General features: G+C 54.0%; 13 protein-coding genes. 7 read left to right on the plus strand and 6 right to left on the minus strand.

What is annotated here, in order from left to right; all coding sequences use genetic code 11:
• The first annotated feature begins 438 nt into the window (after positions 1-438).
• Positions 439-1,662: a cation:dicarboxylate symporter family transporter gene (locus ACNRUY_RS16735; RefSeq protein ID WP_488112793.1), complete on the plus strand. Its 1,224-nt coding sequence runs from the start codon at positions 439-441 to the stop codon at positions 1,660-1,662.
• A gap of 110 nt (positions 1,663-1,772) precedes the next feature.
• On the opposite strand, the gene recD is transcribed toward ACNRUY_RS16735, so the two are convergent.
• The 4 genes from recD to ACNRUY_RS16755 form a co-directional block, all read right to left on the minus strand.
• The gene (recD, locus tag ACNRUY_RS16740; RefSeq protein WP_488112794.1) at positions 1,773-3,872 is read right to left on the minus strand and encodes an exodeoxyribonuclease V subunit alpha; all 2,100 of its coding nucleotides are present in this window, start codon (positions 3,870-3,872) and stop codon (positions 1,773-1,775) included.
• The gene (gene recB, locus ACNRUY_RS16745; RefSeq protein ID WP_488112795.1) at positions 3,869-7,597 is read right to left on the minus strand and encodes an exodeoxyribonuclease V subunit beta; all 3,729 of its coding nucleotides are present in this window, start codon (positions 7,595-7,597) and stop codon (positions 3,869-3,871) included. The genes recD and recB overlap by 4 nt, the downstream gene beginning before the upstream one ends.
• Positions 7,594-11,001: an exodeoxyribonuclease V subunit gamma gene (recC, locus tag ACNRUY_RS16750; protein WP_488112796.1), complete on the minus strand. Its 3,408-nt coding sequence runs from the start codon at positions 10,999-11,001 to the stop codon at positions 7,594-7,596. The genes recB and recC overlap by 4 nt, the downstream gene beginning before the upstream one ends.
• Before the next feature lie 108 nt (positions 11,002-11,109).
• On the minus strand, positions 11,110-11,403 hold the full coding sequence (locus ACNRUY_RS16755) for a hypothetical protein (RefSeq protein ID WP_488112797.1): 294 nt from the start codon (positions 11,401-11,403) through the stop codon (positions 11,110-11,112).
• A gap of 310 nt (positions 11,404-11,713) precedes the next feature.
• Between ACNRUY_RS16755 and ACNRUY_RS16760 the strand changes: the two genes are divergently transcribed.
• The gene (locus ACNRUY_RS16760; protein WP_488112798.1) at positions 11,714-17,536 is read left to right on the plus strand and encodes a transporter substrate-binding domain-containing protein; all 5,823 of its coding nucleotides are present in this window, start codon (positions 11,714-11,716) and stop codon (positions 17,534-17,536) included.
• Between the two features lie 77 nt (positions 17,537-17,613).
• Here ACNRUY_RS16760 and ygfZ read toward each other — a convergent pair whose 3' ends face one another.
• A complete protein-coding gene (ygfZ, locus tag ACNRUY_RS16765; RefSeq protein ID WP_488112799.1) occupies positions 17,614-18,660 on the minus strand; it encodes a CAF17-like 4Fe-4S cluster assembly/insertion protein YgfZ in 1,047 nt (348 codons plus the stop codon).
• A gap of 186 nt (positions 18,661-18,846) precedes the next feature.
• Here ygfZ and ACNRUY_RS16770 point away from each other — a divergent pair, with 186 nt between their 5' ends.
• Positions 18,847-19,113 (plus strand): FAD assembly factor SdhE, encoded by a 267-nt coding sequence (locus tag ACNRUY_RS16770; RefSeq protein ID WP_488112800.1) that lies wholly within the window; start codon positions 18,847-18,849, stop codon positions 19,111-19,113.
• Positions 19,085-19,555: a protein YgfX gene (locus ACNRUY_RS16775; RefSeq protein ID WP_488112801.1), complete on the plus strand. Its 471-nt coding sequence runs from the start codon at positions 19,085-19,087 to the stop codon at positions 19,553-19,555. Before ACNRUY_RS16770 ends, ACNRUY_RS16775 begins: the two co-directional genes overlap by 29 nt.
• Here ACNRUY_RS16775 and nadB read toward each other — a convergent pair.
• Complete coding sequence (nadB, locus tag ACNRUY_RS16780) at positions 19,494-21,134, minus strand: L-aspartate oxidase (RefSeq protein WP_488112802.1); 1,641 nt, start codon at positions 21,132-21,134, stop codon at positions 19,494-19,496. The genes ACNRUY_RS16775 and nadB overlap by 62 nt on opposite strands.
• A 705-nt stretch (positions 21,135-21,839) precedes the next feature.
• Between nadB and rpoE the strand changes: the two genes are divergently transcribed.
• From rpoE to ACNRUY_RS16795, 3 genes are all read left to right on the plus strand, one after another.
• Positions 21,840-22,427 (plus strand): RNA polymerase sigma factor RpoE, encoded by a 588-nt coding sequence (gene rpoE, locus ACNRUY_RS16785; protein WP_488112803.1) that lies wholly within the window; start codon positions 21,840-21,842, stop codon positions 22,425-22,427.
• Between the two features lie 81 nt (positions 22,428-22,508).
• Complete coding sequence (locus ACNRUY_RS16790; RefSeq protein ID WP_488112804.1) at positions 22,509-23,207, plus strand: sigma-E factor negative regulatory protein; 699 nt, start codon at positions 22,509-22,511, stop codon at positions 23,205-23,207.
• Between the two features lie 82 nt (positions 23,208-23,289).
• Complete coding sequence (locus ACNRUY_RS16795) at positions 23,290-24,204, plus strand: MucB/RseB C-terminal domain-containing protein (RefSeq protein ID WP_488112805.1); 915 nt, start codon at positions 23,290-23,292, stop codon at positions 24,202-24,204.
• Positions 24,205-24,216 lie beyond the last annotated feature (12 nt).

Consider the following 24,216-nt stretch of genomic DNA (forward strand, 5'->3'; position numbering starts at 1 on the left):
TGATTAGTATGAATCATAAGGGTTACCTTTTTACGATTTAGATTTCAGTGATTTCACCCTCTATCTAAATCGGTAACCCTTCCCTTTTTTGAAGAGGGAATTGTCAGATCAGATCTGAACTAATGCACATTACCAGATTGAGAACAACCAGTTCAAGCCGGATTAGCCACAGCGCCTCCTGTCTCTCAATTTAATGATACCGGCGCCTCAACCTGTGAGGTGTCGTCTTTATTACGGTCTAACCTCCCGCCGTTGAGTATCAACTACCCTAAAGGGTGTTGGTGCAGTAAACACTCCCCCTTGAAAGACCGGTCAGTACCTTTTTTGTTGATGCCTATATAAGGAAGGAGGTTTGGGGGACACGGCTTTTGACGTTTCTCTAATTAAAGCTAGTTTCTTATACAACTCACAAGAACTGCGTTAAGGAAAGGAGGGGGCATGAAGGTTCCGGGAGTGATTATCAAGGCCAAACTACCCATCATGTTGCTGTTGATGCTGGTGGTGCCTTTTGTGGTGGACAGCTGGATTAGTGTTGGGGTGAAATCCTTTTTTTACTCTTTGAGCCTGTCCATCAAAACGTTGCTGGTGTTTGTTCTCCCTTTCATCGTGTTCAGTTTTGTCGTTGCCTGTCTGGCCCGAATGGGCCGTAACGCCTTGTTTTTCACCGTTCTGCTGATTGCTACGGTCTTTATCTCCAATATCACCGCCATTTTCACCGGCTATGCCATCGGCTACTTTATGGTGCCGCTGGTTTCAGTCCCGGTGACGGAAGTGTCGGCCAGCAGCAGCCTGCAGGCTTTGTGGCATCTGGACCTGGCGCCTGTGTTTACCAATAAGCACGCCCTGATGGCGGGGTTTGTTGCGGGCATGCTGGTTACCGTTATTCCTTATGAGCCGTTGAGAAGTCTGTCTTTAAAGGCCAGTGAAGGCGCCAGCTGGTTTCTCAAGCATATTTTTATACCCCTTCTGCCTTTCTTTATTCTGGGGTTTGCTTTCAAGCTCCATGAAGATGGTATTCTCCGTCAGGCCATCAGTGCTTATGGCCCGATATTGATGCTGGTGATCACTTCCCAGCTCTGTTACCTGACCCTTTTCTATCTGGTAGCGGCCCGGTTTTCCTTTTCCCGGTTTCTTGAGTATGTCAATAATGTGGTGCCTGCCGCCTTGACCGGGTTAAGCACTATTTCCAGCGCAGCCAGCATGCCTGTTCTGATTGAGGGAACAGAGAAGAACATCCGCAATCCGCTGATGGCCCGGACGATTGTGCCTGCGACCATTAATATCCATACCATTGGCAGTGCCATCGGTCTGACGATTCTCTCTCTGGTGACCCTGAATACGTTCAACCTGCCCATACCCGAGCTCTCTTTTTTTGCTCTGTTTGCTTTTTATTATGCCCTGGCCAAATTTTCGGTGGCTGCTGTACCTGGGGGAGTGATTCTGGTGGTGGGGCCCATCCTGCAGAGTGTGCTTGGGTTTTCTGATGAAATGCTGGGGTTGATTACGGCGGTCTATCTGATTTTTGATCCTTTCGGGACCGCTGTGAATGTCAGTGGTAATGGTGCCTTTGCCATTGTGCTTTCACGGATGTGCCAGGGGTTGAATAATAATGACAGCCCGGACAGCAGCGTTACCTCCGTGGATGTTGATTCAACGTCTTAAACCAATCACCTGTAGGTTGCCGCTGAACATGGCCAAGCGCAACTTGGACCTGTAAGTCCGGGTGTTGCGCTTCACTTCGTTCAGCAGCAACCTGCTCGACGGGCATTGTTTCAAGTCACCCCCAGTTGTTGATAAAGCCCTGATTCCCGCCGGGTTGGGTTTCTGGCGGCGATGGCCATCATTTTCTGCTCACAGAACAGATCCAGCTTTTCCCTTGCCCGGGTGATGCCGGTATACACCAGCTCCCGGGTAATGATCGGGCTGAACTGGTCGGGCAGCACCATGGCCACATGGTGAAATTCCGAACCCTGGCTTTTATGGATGGTCATGGCAAACACGGTTTCGTGTTCAGGAAGCCGGCTGGGCAACAGCTGTCTGATGCTGTGGTCCGGTAATTCAAAGGCTACCCTGAGGCGCCCATCCGGGCTTCTGAGGGCTATGCCAATATCCCCGTTGTAAAGTCCGAGGCCGTGATCATTACGGGTGATCAGAACAGGACGACCTTCATACCACTGGCTGTTGCCGTTGATCAGACCGGCCCGCTGCAGGGCCTGGTGAATGGCGTTGTTTAACCCTTCAACCCCATAGGGGCCCTGCCTCAGGGCGCACAACAATTGAAACCTTTGAAAGGCTGCAAGGATGTCAGAGGGGCTGGCCTGCTGCTTCCTGAGCAGGCCAAGGTATTCCCGATAGCCTTCGACACACAGTCTGACCAGCGCATGATATTCCTCTGTGGAGGGCGGTCCGGAAAGGGGGTGAAGAGCAATATCGTCAAACTTTGAGTCCAGCACCCGGGAGATCTGGCCGGGGGATCCCTTGTTGATTGCCTGGGCCAGGCAGCCAATACCGGAACGGGCATCAAAGCGATAACTTTTGCGCAGAAGGCAGAGGTGGTCAGCGGTTACGGTGGTAGGAGGTAGAGGGCGCTCTGTCTGATTCTCTGTCTGAAAAGATTTCAGGGTATACCCGGTCAACTGCTCAAGGAGTTGGGTTTGCCGGGCTGAGTAGCCCAGGCTGGCAGAGGCGCAGATGTCTCCCAGAACACTGCCCGCCTCCACCGATGCCAGCTGATCCCGGTCACCCAGCAGTATCAGCCGGGCATGATCCGGCAGTGCATCCAGTAAGTGACTCATCATGGGCAGGTCGATCATGGAGGCTTCGTCCACCACCAGAATATCCAGGTGCAGGGGGTTGTTGCGGTGATGGACAAATCCTGCTCCACCGGGTACTACTCCCAGAAGGCGGTGCAGGGTTCCGGCCTGGGTGGGAATGTTTTGTCTGACCTCCTCACGACAGTTCAGTTGGCTCAGGGCGCCGCCAATGGATTCGGTCAGTCGTGCCGCTGCCTTGCCCGTGGGGGCTACCAGCCTTATGGTGGGAGATCCTCCTTTGGCCATGGCCAGTTCAACCAGCAGCGCCAGAAGCCGGGTGACCGTGGTGGTTTTTCCGGTACCGGGCCCGCCACTGATCACCGAAAATGACTGGGTGGCGGCCAGGGCCACCGCCACTTTCTGCCAGTTCAGGCAGTGACTCTCGGGAATCAACGGATGGATGGCGCTCAGCTGCTCCGGTTGTTCTGCCTGTTCAATGGTTTTTTCAAGAAGGGGAAGCAGGGTAGGCCAGTGGAGTCCATCCACGTTTTCAATATCCAGCCAATTGATCAGTGCCTGTTTCAGACCTTCACCGGTTTTGCCTCGGGTCCGCTGGAAAAGAAAGACCAGATCCCTTTGAAACAGTTGATTCAGCAAATGAGCAGTATGGGGTAAGTCCATGGATATGCTGGAGCTTTTTTCGCGACTTCTCCGGAGAAAGTCCGCCACTTTTCTTTCATAGAGCCAGTAGCGATAGAGGTACAGTCGCTGGTTGTCGTATACCAGAGGGGTGGGGGCCGAGCCTATACCGACGGTGGACTCTCCAGTGACAGAGAGCGCCTGTAAATGGTCCGGCCACTGGCTGAAGGGGATGCCACTGGCCTGGATCAGTGCCTGGCTGGCAGAGTCATCCAGGCCAAACAGTTTGGGGTCTTCTTGTTGCGTTAACGTTGAGGTTAACGACAGGCAGACATTGCCCTGGCCCAATTCATAGCTCACCAGGGCAGATGCCAGGGCCAGCACAGGGTCTGGTTCCAGGGTATGAATCATTCGGGCAAACTGGTAGTCCAGTGGGCGAAGGGCACCCTGGGTTGCCAGGGGCTGCAGTGCATCCATCATAGATCCATCTCCTGCTGGGCGGGTCCCTGTTGATGATTGGGTATGGCCTGCCCGCTTTCTTCTTCCCTGGGCTCTTCCCCTTTAAAGAGCCGGTCAAGGCCTTCAATCAGCGTTCTGGACGGTCGGTGATTGTAGATGCCAAAAGGCTCCGTTGAGTCGGCCCGTACGCCCCGGAGAAACAGGTAAATGACCCCGCCAAAGTGGCGGTCATAGTCATAGTCGGGAAGACGTTGCCTGAGCAGGCGATGGATGGCCAGGGAATAAATCTGGTACTGCAGGTCGTAACGGTGATCAATCATCACCTGTTCCATCTGCGTTCTGGAGTAGTCTTCCAGGGAGGCTCCCAGCCAGTTGGACTTGTAGTCCAGCACATACCAGCGTCCCTGATATTCAAACGTGAGATCAATAAAGCCCTTGAGCATGCCCCTCAGTTGCTGGAAGTCCAGGGTTCCGGCCCGGGCACTCATGGGGTCATGACGGGCAATCCAGTGATTGAGGGCATTGGCGCTCAGCCGGGAAATGGGCAAATAAAACTCCATCTCCACTTTACGGGCGGATTCCGCAATGTCCAGCAGCCTCATTGATTGCCCGTCAAGGGGGGCTTGCAGGCAGTCCATTAACATGGCTTCAAGGGCTTCTGTCCAGTGCGCCTCATACCCTTCCTGAAGTGACTGCTGCTGAACGAATTCGGTTAAATGGCCTGCACGGGCCTGGTCCAGATCCATCCGTTCGAACAGGCTGTGCATGAAGGTGCCCGGACGAGCGCCTTTGGGGAAGGCAAACAGGCTGTGGTCTTCCTGGGTAACTTCCGGCAAGGCTTCCGGCTGGTTTTCCGGAAGCACTTCCAGGTCGTGCCCGGGGCTTTCCAGGCTGGCATCCACAGGGCTGGTCTGTGGTTTGGGCAGAGTATTGTGGGCATCAGGGCTGATGGCCGTACGGGCAATGGCAGAATAACTGGTCATCCACCAGTCACGTTCAATGGTTGCCCGGAATTCCCGGGCAGCCAGGTCCGGACCGGAAGTGTCCATGGGTTGATAGGGGGGAAGACCTGCCCCGGGCGGAGAGGAAACCTCAATGGCGGGACTGAGGTCTGCCAGGGATTCAAGCCTTTCCCTGAGTGTCTGGGCATTCAGCTCCTCACCGTTATTGAGCAGATAACCGATGGCGGTGTGATGGAGATCCGTTTTTCCATCCCGGGAGGCCCTTCCGGATTTGAAGGGCGCCATCCCCAGGTAACATCGGTAAACGGAACGGGTCAGGGCCACATAAAGCAGCCGCAAGTCTTCCGCCAGGCGCTCCTGCTCCGCTTGCTCCAGAGCCTGCTCACCTCCGGTGAGTGCCAGGGTGGAATGACCGGTGTCAGGGTCATGGTAAAGCGGTGCGTCGGCTTTTCGAAAATGACAGAGAAAGGGGACAAACACCACATTGTATTCCAGGCCTTTGGACTTGTGGATTGTGATGACCTTGACCAGATTCCGTTGACTTTCCAGGTGAAGTTGCTGGTCATCTGCCTCTGGATTGGGGGTGGTCAGCTGCCGGGAGAACCAGCGAAGCAGGGCGCTGGGGCTTTCCTGATCCTGGCTGGCGGTGGCCAGCAATTCTCCCAGATGCATAAGGTCGGTCAGTCGGCGCTCACCGTTGTCACCGGCCAGCAATTGCTCGGCAATCCCCCGGCGTTTGACCAGGGTTCGCACCATGGGCAGTACACCGGTTTCCAGCCAGGTGGACTGGTAGTCAGAAAATTCTTCCACCGCGGACTCCCAGGCCTGTTCGTCATGGTTGAGGGCATCCAGGCTGTCGGCATTCAGCTGTAGCAGTGGCGTCGCCAGGGCGGCACGGACGGATCGTTCGTGGGTGGGGTGCAGGCAGGCGGTCAGTATTCGCTCCAGATCCTTTGCCTCCTGGCACTGGAATACCGAGCTTTTGTCACTGAGAAAAATGCTGGCAATGTTCTGGCCGGCCAGGGCCTCCCGAACCCGCCGGGCCTGGCTTCCGGTACGCACCAGTATGGCAATATCTCCGGGCTTGAGAGGGGCTTCCTGGTCCTGCTTGTGAATCCGGCATTGTTGCTGGTCGGCGGCCGTGAGCAGGCGGTTGATTTCAGTGGCGGTGGCCTGGCCCAGGGTGTCCAGATAGGTTTCGCTGTTGATGGTGGGGGAGTCCGGGCTTTCCTGCAGCCAGAATGTCAGCGAAGGCGCTGTCTCTGGATCGTTGTACCGCGGATCCCTGAGTTGTTTATCCCCGGACCCGGGCGCGGAATGAACCGGCTCAAAGGGAATGCTGTCGTTATAAATAAAAGGGCTGTCTGCCTGGTGGAAGAGTGTGTTGACGGTGGCCACCATGGAGGCCGACGAACGCCAGTTGGTGTCCAGTGTATAGTGACTGTTCACCTGCTCGCGGGCTTTCATATAAGTGAAAATGTCGGCGCCACGGAACGCGTAAATGGCCTGTTTAGGGTCCCCGATCATAAACAGCCCCGCATCCCCGTCACGGGTATCCCCATAGATCCGGCTGAAAATCCGGTATTGCAAGGGGTCGGTGTCCTGAAACTCATCGATCATGGCAATCCGGAACTGCTCCCGGATGGCGTCGGCCAGGCGGGTTGCTGTCTCGGGTTCTGAGCCATTGGATAAGGCCCGGTCCAGGTTTGTCAGCAGGTCGTCGAAGGAGAGCTGGTGGTGGTGCTCTTTCAGCCGGGATAACTGAGTTCTTATGAACCCGATGGCATCCCGAATGACCATGGCCTCAAAAGCGGTTTTCAGATCAACCGGCTGTTGGATAAAAGCATCAATTTTCTGGAAGATGGGGTGACTGGGCAGGGAGCCGCTTTTGGTCAGGCTGCTGTTCAATGCATCGGTGCTGAACGCTTCCCAACCCACCGGGCCCTTCAAAGGCGGCACCAGCCCATCGGATTCCAGGAAGTCATTGATGGCGGCCATGCGTTTATAGGGTTTGCTGTTTTTCTTCAGGCCACAGGTTTTCAGCTGGTCTTCAATGGTCGTCCGGTCAGTGTGCCAGAGCTGTTTCAGTTCCAGGGCTGGCTCCACATAGTTTTTTTGAAACTCAGCCATGGAGTCGGGGAGATCATGGTCCGTTACGGTCAGCTCCGTCATGCCGATCCACTGGCGGATGGCTGCCAAAAGGTCTTCCGGTGTTTTCCAGAGTTGTTTGACCAGGCTGGCCAGGGGTTTTTCCAGAGGATAAAACTGTTTTCTCCAGTAGTCCGCGGCACTGGTCTGAAGAAGGGGGGACAGGTCTTTGACCAGTTCACTGGAAAACAGGGTACCGCTTTCAAAGGCGTGCTGTTTGAGCATCCGCTGACAAAAACCGTGGATCGTAAAGATAGCGGCCTCGTCCATTTGCTGTTCAGCGGCCAACAGCAAAGCGGTGCAGTAGTCAGGGTTGTCCAGTTCATTGATCAGCCTGGCAATAAACGGGTCCGTGGAATGACCTTCGATAAAGGCCAGGCGGGTGTCGTGAATTCGGGCGCGGATACGGTCTCTCAGCTCCTCCGTGGCGGCCTCGGTGAAGGTGACCACCAGAATCTGGTCAACGGTCAGGGGTGAGGCATGGCGGCTGTCTGCATCACCATGGCCCAGCAGAATTCGCAGATAGAGATTGGCGATGGTGTAGGTTTTTCCCGTTCCGGCACTGGCTTCAATCAACCGGGTGCCATAAAGGGGCAGGGTTCCTGCATCCAGTGGGGTGATCTGGGGATGGCTCATTGTTTTAGCTCCCCCAGACAGTCCATGGCCGGAGAAAGCAATGCCCTGCTCAGTGCCTGAAATGCCTCCCAGTGAGGCTCCAGTTCCGGACAGGCGCGCTGGATATAGGCATCCTCCCGCTCCCCCCGCTTCATAAACCCACCTTCAAAACACTGATAGGCGGTTTTTTCCGCCTTCTCCGGGTTGTCATCGGGGTTGGCGTGCAGCCATGCATAACTGGTCTGGGGAAACCAGGGCAGGGGCTGGTTCTGGCCCAGGAAAAAATGATCAACCAGTATTGCCAGGTGATGCTCTGCTTCTTCAGCGGGGATGGCCGGGAAGCTGATGATTTTATCCAGGCCAATTAAATGGGTGGTGCCGGGCAGAAAGTCGTTCTTCTGATGATGCATGGTCTGGTTCTTGTTCAGGCTCAGGCTGAGGTTCAAGCAGAGGTGCTCAATCCAGGTTCGGATAATGTCTTTTCCCTTGATGCTGGCAGGCCGGTAGCGAACCAGGCCGCCTTGATAAACGCCTTTCAACCAGCCTGTCAGTTGGCAGGCCATGTCCTGGGCATGGCTCGTGTTCAGGTTGACCTCACAATCCGCCAGTGGTTTTTCCGTAAGGTCTTGAATGTGCGCCGTCATGGGCGCTATTTTTTTCAGGTGCTGGTCCAGCAGCAGTTCACCAAAGGCAAGACGGGGAGTATAACCCTGGGCCTGCAGCCGGGTTTTGAGGGCTGTAGCGCTGTTGTTATGGACCAGGGTGTCCAGAACTTCTTCAAGCAGCTGATAGTTACCCAGCCCCTCCATGGCAAAGCATTCGGTTTCTTCCAGGGTGTCGCTGTATTCATCAAACCAGACCTTCAGTCTGCGGTTAAAGAAGTACTTGCAGGGGTTACTGTAAAACCGTAAAAGCTCGGCGAGTTCCAGTTCAGACCGGTTGAAACCTTCTGGCTCCGGGAGTCTGCCGGTCATAAACTCCGGAGGGGGATTTCCCATGCGGCTGGCGGCAGGTAGCCATTCATGGGCATAGCTGAACAATGGCGTCTCCCTGCCTTCGGCGTCTTGCTGCCGGTAGTTGTCGGGGCTGAATGTTTGCAGGGGGTGTTCCGTGACCATCTGGTGAAGAGCAAGGCCGAAGCCCTGTTCACAGTAATTCAGCAATTCAGTGACCAGGACGGAGGGTATACGTTCACTGTTGTCCTGGATCCGTCGCCCAATATAGCTGATGTACAATTTTTCCTGGGCTGAGAGCAGTGCCTCCAGGAACAGATAGCGGTCATCTTCCCGGCGGGAGCGGTCTCCCCGCTGGCTGTTCCGGGCAATCAGGTCGAATCCGGCCGGGGGAATGCTGCGGGGATAAGCTCCGTCATTCATTCCCAGGAGGCAGACGACTTTGAAGGGAATGGAGCGCATGGGCATCAGAGTACAGAAGTTGACCTGGCCGGCCAGAAAGCGTTGACTGCTGCGCTGGCTGTTCAAACGGTCTTTCAGGTAGCTGACCATCACGGACCGGGACAGAGGTTCCTGAAAGTGGGCGTCCAGCAGTTGCTCGTACAGGTGTGACAGGGATTCCCGGATCAGCTTAAGGGGGATTTCATCCTGGTCCGAAGGCAGGAAAAAGCGCTCCAGAACCTGGTTGGCAAAATGAATCCACTGATCAATGGTTCGTTCACTCTCCAGCTGTTTCACCAGGGCCATGGCTTCATCGATAAAGCAGGCCAGCTGCCCGGCCAGGGCTGCGCTCATTCCCTGAACCGAGTCCAGAGGGAGCACCCCCCGATAGACGCCTGAGCTTTCCGGCATGGCAAATCCCATAAGCATCCGCTGCAGCCCAAACTCCCAGGAGTTGCCCTGAAGGTCCGGAAGGTCAAAGCCTGACTGGTGATCGGGGCTTAACCCCCAGCGTATGCCGGAGTCCTGAACCCATTGCCGGAGTTGCTCCAGGTCCGAAGGCATCAGTTTGAACTTTGACTGGATGGCCGGTACTTCAAGCAATTCCAGTATTTCCGGGGCAGTGCAGCGGCTTTTGTCCAGCTCCAGCAGGTGTAGAAACGCGGTGATAACCGGGTATTCATGGCTGGCACTGATATCGGAAATCGCAAAGGGTATCCGTCGGTGGTCGTTGATGCTGCCGAATACGGCTCTGATACTGGGGGCGTAGGCGTTCACATCCGGCAACATGACGATGATGTCTTTGGGCGTTAATGCCGGCTCTTTTTCGAACATATCCAGAAGCCGGTCATGGAGTACTTCGATTTCCCGAAGGGGACTGTGACAGCTGTGAAATTGCAGTGAACGATCCGGTGAGGTCAGGGCCTTATGGTGTTCAGTAGCGGTGTGGTCGTTCAGCTCCAGGATACCCTGCTGGATTTTTCCCAGCAGGGTCGATGGGTGATCGCTGACAAAAACATCCACATCGAAGGCATCCAGGTCGTGCAACTGGTAGAAATAATCCCGGCCCAGCTTACCCATGGAGCCCAGTAACGGGTTTCCGGAACGGTCCAGGTTGTCCAGGGTCAGGCCGGGCTTGTCAAACCAGCCTGAGGGTGTTGTCGGGGGCTGGTCAGATTGACTGTCTTTTTTGTTGTCCCTGCGGGCCTGACCTGGCATGGCAGAGGCCAGTTTTCTGGCCGCCAGCCGGTGAAGGTATTTCGGATCCCGCTCATCGCCCCAGTAATGACGGCAAGGGTTGGTGACCATAAGGTGAACCTCGGTCTGCCGGGACAGGGCCTGGAGGGATTCCACGAAATGCGGCGGGAGGGCGGATATGCCAAAGACAAACAGTCTTTTGGGGAGGTTGTGTTGATGGCCGTTTTGATGAACGCGGGCTTCCAGCTCCTGAATAAACCGGTTGTGCATGTTGGCCCGGTGCCATGGGGATTGGCCCAGCTCAGCCGTTCTGGTCACCAGTGCCCGCCACAGGATCGGTTGCCAGGGGTGTGCATCGGTTATTTCCGTCAGGTCGTTACCTGTTTCCCAGGCCGTTATCCATTCCGGGCGGTACACCAGATACTGATCGAAAATATCCGCCACTTTTCCCGATAACTGAAACCGGCGAATGGCATCAGTGTCGTCCTTGAGATATTGATTGAGAGCGGAGAAGGGCTCCTGGTCGCACAGGCTGTCCAGCAGAGCCATGATTTTCCAGGTGAGGGCTTCCTTGTTGAAGGCGGAACGGTTCGGGACATCCGGAAGCACCCGGGTGTACATCTGCCAGAGGAAGCTGGCTGGAAGAGGAAAGTCTACCCCGGCGGAGATACCGAGCTTTTTGGCAAGCTCCAGTCTCAGCCACTGTGCCATGCCAGGGCTTTGCACCAGAATCTGTTCGTTTTCCAGAGGGTTTGCCGGTGGTTCCCGCTGGATCAGTTCGGTAAGAAGGTCTTTGAGAACATCCAGATGGTTGGAGTGATAAATGGTCAGCACAGCAGTTGCAGGATCAGTGATTTGAAAAGGATGATAGGGCTACTGTCAACGCTATCCTTCTGGCTGTCAACACCTGTATGCCTGGTTCAGGCCCTGGGCAGGGGGAACTCAGGCCTGATTACGGCCAGCCAGGTTTTTTAACAGGTTGCTTTTATTGGAGGTGCTTTTTCTCTGTGATTTCCCTTTGCCACCGGAAAAGTGCCGGGCGATTTCTTTTTCGGCCTGCTCCAGCAGAGCCTGATCCGGATGGGTTTTCTGAAGGTAGCGCTGACCGCAGCCATTGTTCAGTTGCAGTTTCTGTCTGAGAACTGACATCCTGGCCATGACGGCTTCCGCGTCAGCGATGAGTTTTTTGCTGGAATCAACTTGCCGGGTAGAAGCTTTTTCTGTGTCTATATCCATGGTGAGCAGCCGGAATATTCATGTTATTCCCATTCTAGCAAACCCGGTGATTAGCCTGGTGTCGGGTTTCTGACGTCAGGTTGTCATGACAGTGACGCTTTTCTTCAAGCGGCTGGTTGTTTGCTGTTACCTTGAGCGATGGGTTGAGACATGTCGGGCCTCTGTTAAACATAGAAAGTAGAAGGGGTATCAATCTGTGACATCTTTATCGCATTTTTCATCGTAAAAGCAGCCCCATTGGTAGGTACTGTGCGCTTTTCGGGGTAAGATAGCCGGGCATTTTATTTTCTCCGGGCTATTTCGCGTCATTATGCAGTACGCATTGAAAACCTACTTTTCTTCCATTCTGTTGATCTTCCTGTCAGTGCTATCCATGCGCCGGTTGTTTTTACTGCTATTGATGGCCCTGACGATAGTGATGGGTAATGTCAGCTATGGGCATGACGTTGAAAAAATAGAAGCTCGACAGCAGCCACTCAGGGTGGCTTATTTCCATGATGAAGTTCCCTGGATGTACACCAATGACGCTGGAGATCCGGACGGCCTGGCTTTGGACATCTGGCGGCTCTGGTCTGAAAAGGTCAAGATCCCCCTGGTGTTTGTGCCGGTTTCCAGGCAAAAAGCCATTGAAAAGCTCGAACAGTCCAAAATAGACCTGATTGCACTACTTCTCTCCGACGGAGCGCAGAAAACGCTGCCGGTAGAAAGGGCATTGATGTACAAAGTGCCCCCGGTTCTTTTTATTGAGAAAAGCAGTGACATTACCCGGTATGAGCAGGCTATCAGGGAACTCAGAATAGGATACCCCAGGGGGCATGACTATAAAGCCCAGCTGCGGAAACGCTTTCCCCGGGCCCGGCTGGTTCCTTTCAACTCCTATTCAGACCTCGCCAGTGCCGCTGCCAATCAGGAAGTCGATGCGCTTCTGGGCGGTCAGTCCGGTATGCGTTACTACCTGGATCACTGGGGCATCAACAATGATTTTCTGATGGTTGAGACCCCCCTGAACCCGATCCGGATGGAGGCGGGTCTGCCCAGGGGGCATGATGAGCTGTCGGCACTTATTGAACGGGGGATGAAGCAGATCTCGGACGAAGAGTGGTCCGATGTCATGCGCAAGTGGCTGAAATTTGCCCCCAGTGAGCAGGAGAGCCTGGTCATTGCCCTGGATGCGGGGCTTGCCCCACTGTCTTTTATCAATGCACTGGGCAAGCCGTCCGGTCTGATTGTGGATATCTGGAAAAAGTGGTCGGAAAAAACCGGCAAGCCCATACGGTTTCGTATCAGTGGTCTGGAGGACAGCCTGGTTGCCTTGAAAAAGGGGAAGGCGGATGTGCTGGCGGGAATCTCCCCCACCATGGGGCGGAGTGAGTGGATGGCGCTTTCCAGCCCCTTTTATGGTTTGAACACCCGGGTGTATTACCGCTCAAAAAGCCGGGTGGATGATCCCGGTGCTGACCTGAAGGGAAAAGAGCTGGGGGTGGTACTGGGCTCCAGCCAGGAAGAGTTTGTCAAACGCTGGTTGCCGGAAACCAGGGCGGTCACCAGGGGGAATATTTCTGAATTGATTGCCAGCCTGTTTGCCGGGGAAATTGATGCTTTTCTTGGGGAGCCGGTCATTGTTCAGTCGGCGTTGAACCGCCTGGGTCTGGTAGGGGAAGTCGAGTCCAGCCAGCATTTCAATCTGAACGAAGCGGTATCCGCCGGAATTCTGCAAACCCGCTCAGAGGAGTTGATGCCCCTGCTCAATGATGGGTTCAGGGCCATTACTCCGGATGAGTTCCGCGGAATTGAAAGTCGCTGGATTGCCAGTAACAGCGATCGCTACTTCCGTCACGGGGGAAGCATTATCGAGCTGGCTGAGAGTGAACGGCGGTGGCTTGCTGAAAATCCAGTGATCCGGATTCTGGTGGATAAAAACAAACCGCCCTTTTCCTTTGTGGGTGATAAAGGGCAGCTGGAAGGTATCGGGATTGATTATATTCACCTGCTGGAAGAGCGGCTTGGAGTCACCTTTCAGTTGCAGCAGGAAAGTGTCTGGACTGATGGCCTGAGCCAGGCCTACCGCCATGAGGTGGATGCGGTTGCCATGCTGCAGAAAACCGAAGAGCGAAGCCGCTATCTGAATTTCAGTAAGCCTCTGGTGAAGGTCCCTTCGGTGATACTGGCCCGCAGTTCCGATAAAAGTATTCGTTCGGCCAGTAACCTTCGTGGCAAGACCGTCGGGTTTATTCCCGGTTATGTTACTTATGATATTTTCCGCAAGAAATACCCGGGGATACGGTTTGTCAGTGTCCAGAATATTGGCTCAGGCCTGAATCAGGTGGCCAGTGGCAGCCTGGATGCCATGATCATCAACCTGGCGTCGGCGAGCTTTGAGATTGAACGGTTGAAAATAACCAACCTTCAGGTGGTGGCCGAGGCCGGGTTTGAATATGAATTCAGCATCGCCTCAAGAAATGATGCTCCGGAACTGACGGCCATTCTGGAAAAGGCCGTGGATACCATTTCCGATCATGACCGGGAAGAGCTGGAGAGTAACTGGCTGTTTATTGGTCTGGTATTGGTACTGGTGACGCTGATCCTGATTATTTACTGGAACCGGCGCCTGACCCTGGAAATTGCCGACCGGGAAAAAGCAGAGGAAGGCCTGAGAGCCCGGTCTGAGCTGGACCGTCTCCTCAGTGATATTTCCCGGCACTTTATGGATCAGCCGATTCATCAGGCCAATGATTATTTTCTCAGTCAACTGGGCAAATACCTCAATGCCGAGGCTGCCTGTATTTTTTCCTGGGAACCGGTGCCGGCCATAGAGCACTCGTGGACCCGCAGGGGAGAAGGGGATCCTGAGCAGTATGAGTCCCTGCTGAATCACGATTTCACTCCGGTCTATGGCATTACCCGAAGAGACCAGGTCAATGTCCTGGTTCGTGATGAAGTGTCCGGCCATGGGGATGAGGAGGGGGCTGCCCTGATGGCCCGCCTGGGGGTGAAGGTGGCGGTTTATGCTCCGATGCTGTTGTTTGGCCGGGTTGTGGGGGGGATTGGCCTGATTAACATTCCCCGCAAGTATCAGGCTTACATCGATGAGATGGATCTGCTCCGGAGAATGGGGGAGCTGGTGGCAGTAGCGCGGGATCGCCAGAGCGCCGAAGATGCCCTTCGTAAGAGTGAAGAGCGCTATCAGCTGGCCATGGATGCTGCCTCGGATGGACTCTGGGACTGGGATGTGGTTGAGGACAATATGTACTTCAGCCCAAGGTATCAGACCATGCTCGGCTATCAGCCCGGTGAGCTTCTGACCACGATCCGGGCATGGCGCCGGTTGTTGCATCCCGAGGACAAAGAGTCAGCCACGGCGTTTTTTGACCGGCAGCTGGCCAGTTCTGACTGTTCTTTCCAGTTCGTCTATCGGATCCGCAGAAAAGACGGCAGTTATGCCACAGTGCGGAGCAAGGGCAAGGTGGTGTTTCGTGATGGGGCGGGTAAGCCTCTCCGGGTACTGGGCACCCTGGTGGACATTACTCACCAGATTGAGCGTGAACGCGAGCTGTCCATGGCCCGGTTCTCTCTGGACAGTGCTGGAGACCATATTCACTGGTTCCGAAAAGACGGTCACCACAAGTATGTGAATGAATCGGTGTGCAAGTCCCTGGGTTATTCCCAGGAGGAACTGATGCAGATGTCCATTATGGACATCAATCCGGCGGTCACCCAGAGCTCATGGCAGCGACTGTGGGAACAGCTGGTTCTCAGAAAAGGCATGACCTACGAAACCCTCAGGCAAACGGCGGATGGCAAGGTGTTCCCGGTGGAAGTCACCGCCAATTACATGGAGTACGAGGGGGAAGGGTATCTGTTTGCTTCGGGCCGGAATATCACCGACCGCAAGCAGGCGGAAGAGGCCCTGCACAAGGCAAAAGAAGTGGCGGACCAGGCCAACCAGGCGAAGAGTAATTTCCTGGCCAATATGAGTCATGAGATCCGGACCCCCATGAATGCGATTATTGGCCTGAGTCATCTGGTTCAGGAAACACAACTGAGCCATCAGCAAAAGGATTACGTCAGTAAAATCCAGAACTCTGCCCATGATTTGCTGGGCATTATCAATGATATTCTGGATTTCTCCCGGATTGAGGCGGGCAAACTCAATATGGAAACCATTGAGTTTGACCTGGGGGGCGTGTTTGAAAACCTCTATAACCTCAGCAGTATCAAAGCCCAGGAAAAAGGCCTGAACCTGACCTATGAAATCAGTCCTGATGTGCCCCGTCATTTGAAGGGTGACCCATTGAGGCTGGGGCAGGTGCTCCTCAATCTGACCCACAACGCCCTGAAGTTTACCCATAATGGAGAAGTCAGCATTGTCGTGAAACTGCTGAAACTCCGTCAGGATGTTGCCCGGCTGGAGTTTGTGGTGACGGATACAGGGATTGGCATCAGTGAGCAGCAGCAGACCAAGCTGTTCCACTCTTTCTCTCAGGTGGATGGGTCTACCACCCGTAAATTTGGGGGAACCGGGCTGGGGCTTGCGATCTGCAAAAGTCTGGTGCAAATGATGAACGGAGATATTGCTGTGGAATCCGAGCCGGGGCATGGCAGTGTCTTCCGATTCACCATTGAGCTGGGAGTAGCCCGGCAGCCCATGGTTTCAGACCAGGCCCTGAAAGGGACCCAGGTGCTTGTTGTGGATGATAATGCTGACGCGAGAGCTCTTCTGGTCAGTCATCTTCGCTCCTTTGGCTGCACGATACTTGAAGCCAGTCATGGTGATGATGCGCTGATGAAAATACAGCAGCACAATAATGAGGACGACACTGCCATTGGCCTTGTACTGCTTGACTGGCGAATGCCGGATCTGGATGGCATCGAACTTGCTGAGCGCATTCGACGAAGTGACCTGCTTTTCCAGCCGGCTCTGGTGATGATTTCCGCCTATGGGCGTGAAGAGGTGATGGCCAGGGCTTCAGGCAGTGTGGACGCTTTCCTGATCAAGCCGGTGAATCGATCCGCCCTTCTGGAAACCCTGCTGCGTACCCTTCATGACGGTACCCGTCATGCCGTATCCCGGGAGAGTGAGACCCTCAGTGAGCTGGCTCCGGGCAGCAGGTTGCTGGTGGCAGAAGACAATGAAATCAACCGTCAGGTAGCCAGGGAATTGCTGGAGTCCATGGGGGTCAGCGTGACATTGGTCAACAATGGCAGAGAAGCGGTTGAGCGGGTTGAGCAGGAGCATTTTGATCTGGTATTTATGGATATCCAGATGCCGGAGATGGATGGTTACCAGGCGACCCGAACCATTCGCCGAAAACTGGGAAGGCAGGATCTGGTGATTATTGCCATGACTGCCCATGCCATGATGGGGGATCGAGAGCGATGTCTGCAGGCGGGTATGAATGACCATATTGCCAAACCCCTGGACCCTGATGTGTTAAAAGCCATGGTGGTTCGCTGGCTCCAGGCCGGGGAAAGTGATCTGGTCAAGCCGGTGGCCATTACGGCAGAGAGCTTTGAGGCTCAGGAGAACACCAAAAGCCAGGAATTGCAGGTTTCGGGTTTTGATGTTGAGGAAGGCCTGGCTCGAATGATGGGCAACCGGCCTCTGTATGAAAAGTTGCTTGCCGGATTTTACCGGGAACAAAGTCTGGACGATGAACACCTCCTGAGGTATCTGGACCAGGAGGACTGGCAGGAAGCCAGGCAGGTGGCCCATAGCCTCAAAGGATCAGCGGGCAATCTGGGGGCGAAGAGACTGAGTGTCGCGGCTGGCCGGCTGGAAAATGCAATTGAGAACCACCCTGACCCGGTGGACCCCGAGACCCTCAAAGAATTCCGGGATGCTTTTGGAGAGGTGATGGCTGGATTGGCTCTTATCAGCCCGGATCAGGAAGAGTTGGAGCCGGTGGGAGAGGGTAGAGTTGAGGTAGGCAGGCTGCAGGTGTTGATTGATGCGGTCAGCACCCGGCTTCAGGAAGGTGACGCTGAGGTAGTCTCAGAACTTCCGGATCTCTTGCTTGGATTGAGGGGGCAAGTGGACAGCAGTAAACTGAAACGCTTGAAAACCCTGGTTATTGGTTATGATTTTGAAGAGGCCGGGGGGATTTTGGACGAAATCCGCAGTGAGGTGGTATAGCGGCCTTTTTATATCCGGATGTATACATCCTTAAGGCTCTGGTTCCATCAGAGCCTTGAGTTTCACCAGGGCCTGGTTTAGAGCTGTAACTCAGCCTTTTCATCAATAGGATATGGAATGGGGTGAGCCTCCAGAGACTGGTTACCATCCTGGTCCAGGTAGAGCTGGTTGGCTTCTGCGGAATCAATGTGTACTACTGCCAGCATATCCACTTGAGAGCCCTCAACTCCTTTGGTGGCCATGATCACTTCTCCTGCGTTCTTGCCGTCCTGGTCGTAAATCCGCTGGTTGATATCGGGTACTGTCTCATCCTTCAGGGTCAGGTGATAGCAACGACTTTTCTGTTGCCCGAGGTTTTGCATGCGGGTGATGATTTCCTGACCGGTGAAGCAACCTTTTTTGAAGCTGACATTGCCCAGTGAAGGCTGGTTCAGGTGCTGGGGGATGTACTTTTCCGTCAGAGAAGCGCTGAGCTCCGGTGTCACCGACTCAATATTCAATAGCTTCCAGAAGGCTTCCGTGGCCGGTGTCAGGCGGCTGGTCAGTTCTGGCCACCATTGAGACAGTTTTTGTTCCGGTAGCCAGAGCAGGTACCTTGGTGTAATGCCCGGAATGTCCATTAAAAGACAGTCGTCTTCAATGGCCTGTAGGGTATTGTCTCTGGGAAGCTGCTCCAGGGAGAAAATCTCCATGAGCCGGGCGTCAATATCGGTTCCGGAAAGCCCCAGCAGGACCGTGTTCTGTGAACTCTCCAGGGTTGCCTTAAAGAAAACCGAGTATTTTTTCAGGATTTCCAGAGTGGACTCTATCAGATCGGAACCCATGAAGAGAAAGTACTGCGATCCATCATTGGCGATTCGGAAGGTTGAGTACACTCTTCCTTTCGGTGTACAGGCCACCCCCCCTGAGTGCTGCATAGGGAGTAGCTGGTTCATGTGGGTCGAAATCTGACCCTGGAGGAAGCGCTGGCTGTCCGGGCCGCTGATGGTCATCAGACTGTGCTCAGAAAGTACCGATATTGTGGCCTCAGTGCGCTGTCGGGGCTGTTGGGGAAAGCCCATCAGCCTGTCTCCTTCAAATCGGGCTCCCTGGGTTGACAGGTATTCTTTCCAGTCCATCTTCATCGGTTGACCTTGTGTTCGTATCAGGCGTTGGTAAGGTTCTGTTGACAGAATCTCGTGATCATAGAGGAATATTGCCCTCTGCCATACCCCTGTGGGTGATGTTGCCATTCCTGCTGGCAGAAGGGGTGGGATTCAGTGTGCGGGTATACTATAGTCTGCTGAGTTTTTGTGGGAGTTGTTTTTACTATGCTGGATGAAGATGAAATCCGGTGCCTTCAGTGGCGCAGCCGGAGAGGGATGCTTGAACTGGATGTGCTGCTTGAGCCGTTTACCCGGGAAGCGCTGCCATTGATGGAGGATAAAGACCAGAAAACCTATATTCGTTTGCTGGAATGCGAAGATCCTGATCTGTTCAGCTGGTTTATGAGTGATATGAGGCCGGAGGACCGGGCCTTGAGTGAGATGGTGGACAGGGTGCTGGAGCGTGGGCGATACCAGGGCGATCCTATGTGAAGTCAACATTCACCCCTCCCGCTGCTTGTTCTTGCTGGCGGCTGGAAGTCACGGTGCTGCGCTCGTAGCGCTGTGGCTGTCCTCTCTGTTGGTCCTGGGCAAAGTCCTCTTGACCACGGTTCTGCTGATTCATTTATTCTATTTTCTCCATCGGTATATTCTGCTCAGACACGGGCTGAGTGTCCTTGCCGTGCGTCTGTATCAGGATCACTGGAGGGTTCAGCTGGCCGGTGGTTGGCGCCGTGCCTGGCCGGTAGGGGAAGTGGTGGTCACATCATTTCTGATCTGCATGAAAATGAAGTGTGAAGGCAGCCACCGTCCGGTGAGTCTGATTCTTTTTCCGGACAGTGGGTCAGAGCTCCATGGATTGCGGCTGCGACTTATGCTGGACAGCTCTCGTTTATTTCCAGGAGGGAAGAATGATTGTCCGGGGTCAGAATAGTATCTTTTGCTTCAGGGGCGGTTTCCGGGAAATCCAGAGTGAAGTGCAGTCCCCGGGATTCCTGCCTTTGCATTGCGGACCGGATAATCAGCTCTGAAACCTGGGCAAGATTGCGAAGCTCTATCAGGTCGTTGCTTATTTTGAAATTGCTGTAAAATTCATGAATTTCCGACTGCAGAAGCCCAACTCGGTTCATGGCCCTTTGCAGGCGCTTGGTGGTTCGGACGATGCCCACATAGTCCCACATAAAACGGCGTAGCTCGTCCCAGTTATGGGCAATGACAACATTTTCATCAGAGTCCGTTACCTGGCTTTCATCCCAGTCTGGCAGTGATGGCGGAGCTGGGTACTGGTGAAGTGTTTCTGTAATCAACCTTGAGCAGCTTTGGGCAGAGACAAAGCACTCAAGCAGCGAGTTGCTGGCCAGGCGATTGGCTCCATGGAGTCCGGTAAATGCGCACTCGCCAATGGCGAACAGGCCGCTGATATCGGTCTGACCATTGAAGTCCACCATGACACCCCCGCAGGTGTAGTGAGCTGCTGGAACGATAGGGATGGGTTCCCTGGTGATGTCAATATCGAACGTCAGGCATCGTTCGTAGATAGTTGGGAAATGGGAGCGGATAAACTCAGACGGTTTATGGCTGATGTCCAGATAAAGGCAGTCAGAGCCCAGGCGCTTCATTTCATGGTCGATGGCCCGGGCGACGATATCTCTGGGGGCCAGCTCACCCCGCTCATCGTAGTCTGGCATGAAACGGGTTCCATCTGGACGAAGGAGTCTTCCACCTTCACCCCTGACTGCCTCGGAAATCAGGAAGGACTTTGCTTTGGGGTGGTAAAGACAGGTGGGGTGGAACTGGTTGAACTCCATGTTGGCAACCTGGCAGCCCGCCCGCCAGGCCATGGCAATCCCGTCACCGGAGGCTCCGTCGGTGTTGCTTGTGTACAGATAGGCCTTGCTGGCCCCTCCAGAGGCAAGAATGGTGCACCGGCTCCGGAAAACCCGGGTGTGGTCGGTGTCCAGGTTCAGAAAATAGGCACCCACACAACGGTTGTCATTCATTCCCAGTTTGCCGGTGGTAATAAGGTCAATGGCAAGGTGGTTCTCATACAGGTCAATATTGGCTTTGTTTTCAGCCTGTTCCAGCAGGGTGTTGGATATGGCCTGGCCTGTGGCATCCGCCGCATGAATAATTCTTCTGGAGCTGTGCCCACCTTCCCGGGTCAGGTGAAATTCGTAGGGGCGCTGCTGGTCATTATCCTCAGTAAAAGGAACCCCCTGATCAATCAGCCATTCAATGCTGGCGCGGCCGTTTTCGACGATATGACGAACGGCGGGTTCATGGCAAAGGCCAGCTCCGGCAATCAAAGTATCCCTGATGTGTTGTTCGATACTGTCCCCAGCCTGATCAAGAACCGCAGCCACTCCCCCCTGAGCTCCATAGGTGGAGCCTGCTGTGAGGCGGTGTTTGCTGAATACGGCGATCCGGAAGTGGTCGGGCATCAACAGTGCGCTGGTCAGACCCGCAGCTCCTGAGCCAATAATGATTACGTCGTAGTCAAAAGGTGTTTGCATAAAAATCCCCTGGGAAGAGGCCCTGTTCTGATTATCACACTTCCCTATGTCTGCACAACCTGGTGAAAAAAGGTGGGGTGTCATGTACGTGCAGAGAGTGTGATGGTTCAAATGCCCGAAGCAAAAGAAAAGCATTCTGCGCCACTGCCACTCATGAGCAGTAGGGGCAAACTGTTTTTCAAGGCAAAAATACTCAGCCCTATACTGCCACTAAAGTCATCTATTCTCATTGACCGGAGGCAGAGTATTTGTTTCGTTTTATGGCTGCCAGGCTAAAGCTCATTTTTTACAGGCCGATTGAGACACTGCTGACCCTGTATTTCCTATTTCTTTACCAGGCATCATGAGACCTCGAGGGATGATGACAGCAGAGAAATATCAAGGTTTCCTGTCTGGTAATAGGCGGATTGCTGGAAAAGAAGCTCCCGGCGGCAGTAGTATATAGAAATTAAGAGCGGCACTATAGTACGCTGTGATAGTAACGCGGGATGGTAGTTCGGGCGACGTGGGTGGATCAGGCTTTGATGGCTGAATAAGTACGTTGACAGAATTTTTACAGTAAAAATTTGAAAGTCTCAGGAACTTTTCTTCATTTTGATGGTCTATTTATACGCAGAAAGTGTTTTTCGAGCCTTTGAGTGTCTTGTGCCAGAGTGCCATTTGTCGCTCCGGGCTTTCCTGCCTTTGCAGGTGGGAGAACCCTGAATGGTAGAAGATCAGGACGCCGATCAACAGCTGGTCGAGCGTGTAAAGAAAGGCGACAAGCGGGCTTATGACCTGCTGGTTATCAAGTATCAGCACCGTATTCTTGGGCTGGTAGGTGGCTATTTGAGTGATTTTCAGGAAGTCCAGGACGTCACTCAGGAAGCGTTTATTAAAGCCTACCGTGCGCTGGACAAGTTCCGGGGAGACAGCTCTTTTTATACATGGCTTTACCGCATAGCGGTCAATACGGCAAAGAACCATCTGGTGTCCAAAGGCCGGAGGCTTCCTGAGTCGGATGTTGACGTACATGATGCGGACTTTCTGGAAACGGCTTCAACGCTACGCGTGGTTGATACCCCTGAGCGTAACCTGTACTGTGATGAAATTGAGCAGGTGATACATGATGCTATCCAGCGGTTGCCAGATGAGTTGCGTACGGCCGTCATGCTTCGTGAATTTGATGGTCTCAGCTATGAAGAAATAGCGGATGTTATGGACTGCCCGGTAGGGACTGTGCGATCAAGAATTTTCAGGGCCCGTGAGGCCATTGATCGTGAAATCAGACCGCTGCTGGGACAGAATGGGTAAAGAGCGGGAAAATCAGGTTTAATACACGTTGGGTGAATAAAGGCCCTGGCCTTAACCAGCGTGACTGCCAGAGGTGGCTCCATGAGTGAAAAAAACTCTCACAATCATGCCGGAGAACGACTGAAGGAATCCCTGTCGGTATCTCTGGACGGCCAGGCCAGTGAGCTTGAGCTGAGGAGAGTTCTTGACGGTATTGGCAAGGATGAAGACCTCCGTGACACTGCTGGTCGTTATCAATTGATGGGTGATGCCCTGAGAGGGGAGACCAATCGGTTTGCCGGTGTTGATATCTCGGCAGGCGTAATGGCTGCTATTGAGCAGGAAGAAGTGGATTCGGCCTTGAAAGAGGCTTCCGGGTCCGGAAAGGGAGCGGGAGAAGTGGTTTCTGTCAGTGCTCTGGAGCGCTGGTGGTCTTCTTTAGGGCGGGTTGCCATGGCTGCGTCCGTTGCGTTCGCCATGGTTATTGGTCTTCGTAATGTTAATGCCCCCCAGGATGAGCCGGTTATTGCCATGAATGAACCGGCCACGCTCAGCCAGCCGATCCAATTGAATCCCGGGATGCAGAACAACCTGGGCGCGTCTGGTATCCGGGCGGGTTATAACTCCAGGCAGCATGACAGCATAACGCCTGAACAGCTGGCTTATGCCCAGAGCATTGCAGACAGGGCGACTCAGGAGCGATTCCGCGCTTATGCCCTTCAACATGCGGAGTTATCTGCCATCAACCACGGGCAGGGTATTCTGTCTTTCGCACGATTGACCAGTTTTGACGCACAATAAATCTATGAATGTTAAAGGACTGATGGGCAGGGGGCTGTTGTTCGCTCTGCTGGTTTTGGCGGGTTCGTTGCAGGCGGCTGTTATGCCAGAGCCACAGAAATTGCTTGGCCAGATGGTGGAATCGTCACGGAAAATGACCTTTCATGGAGACTTTGTCTATCAGCAGGGAGGGCGCCTGGAAACCCTCAGCGTAGCTCACTTTGTGGACGGTGCCGGAGTTGAAAAAGAGCGCATCGTTTACCTGGATGGTGCTCCGAGAGAGATTGTTCGTGCCGGAAATAATCTGACCTTTTCCAATGACAAGCAGGAAGGGGTTCGGTTTGAGCATGGCTCTCTGATGCCAATGATGGGCAAATTTTCGGGTTCGATTTCGGATCAGCATTATGATTTGAAAATTGCCGGGCTTGACCGTGTGGCGGGTCGGGAAGCTGTGCTGCTTATGATGATTCCCAAAGACCGTTTCCGTTATGGCTATCAATTGTGGCTTGACCGGAAAACCTCTCTTCTGCTCAAAACCATCATGATTGATGATAATGGCAGGGTTATGGAAAGGATGCAGTTTACCCGCCTTGAAGTGCCTTCTTCTCTTCCTGCTGCAATCGTTTCCGCTATTGAAAAAAAGCCAGCTTCTACCCAGAAGGTGGTTCCAGTGCAATCGTCCGAGGCTCTTAAACCAAAGCCGCTGGCCTGGGAAACCGGGTGGATACCGGACGGCTTTACCATGAAGAACAGAAGTCTTCGCCCTTCGCCCGTCAGCCAGCATAATGTGGATGCCCTGATTTTCTCCGATGGTATTGCCAGCTTTTCTGTTTTTGTGGAGCAGGATGAGACCCGTGTATTGAGTCAGGCGTCGGAAAATATTGGAGCGCTGGCGGCTGTCTCCAAGATCTATCGCGATGGTGAGGATTATTATCACGTCACCGTTATAGGTGAAGTCCCTCTCAGTACCGCTGAACGGGTGGCTGTATCTGTTCGACCCGTAAAGGAACGTCGTTGATCCGCTGATGGT

This window comes from Endozoicomonas sp. Z74 (genome assembly GCF_057680865.1).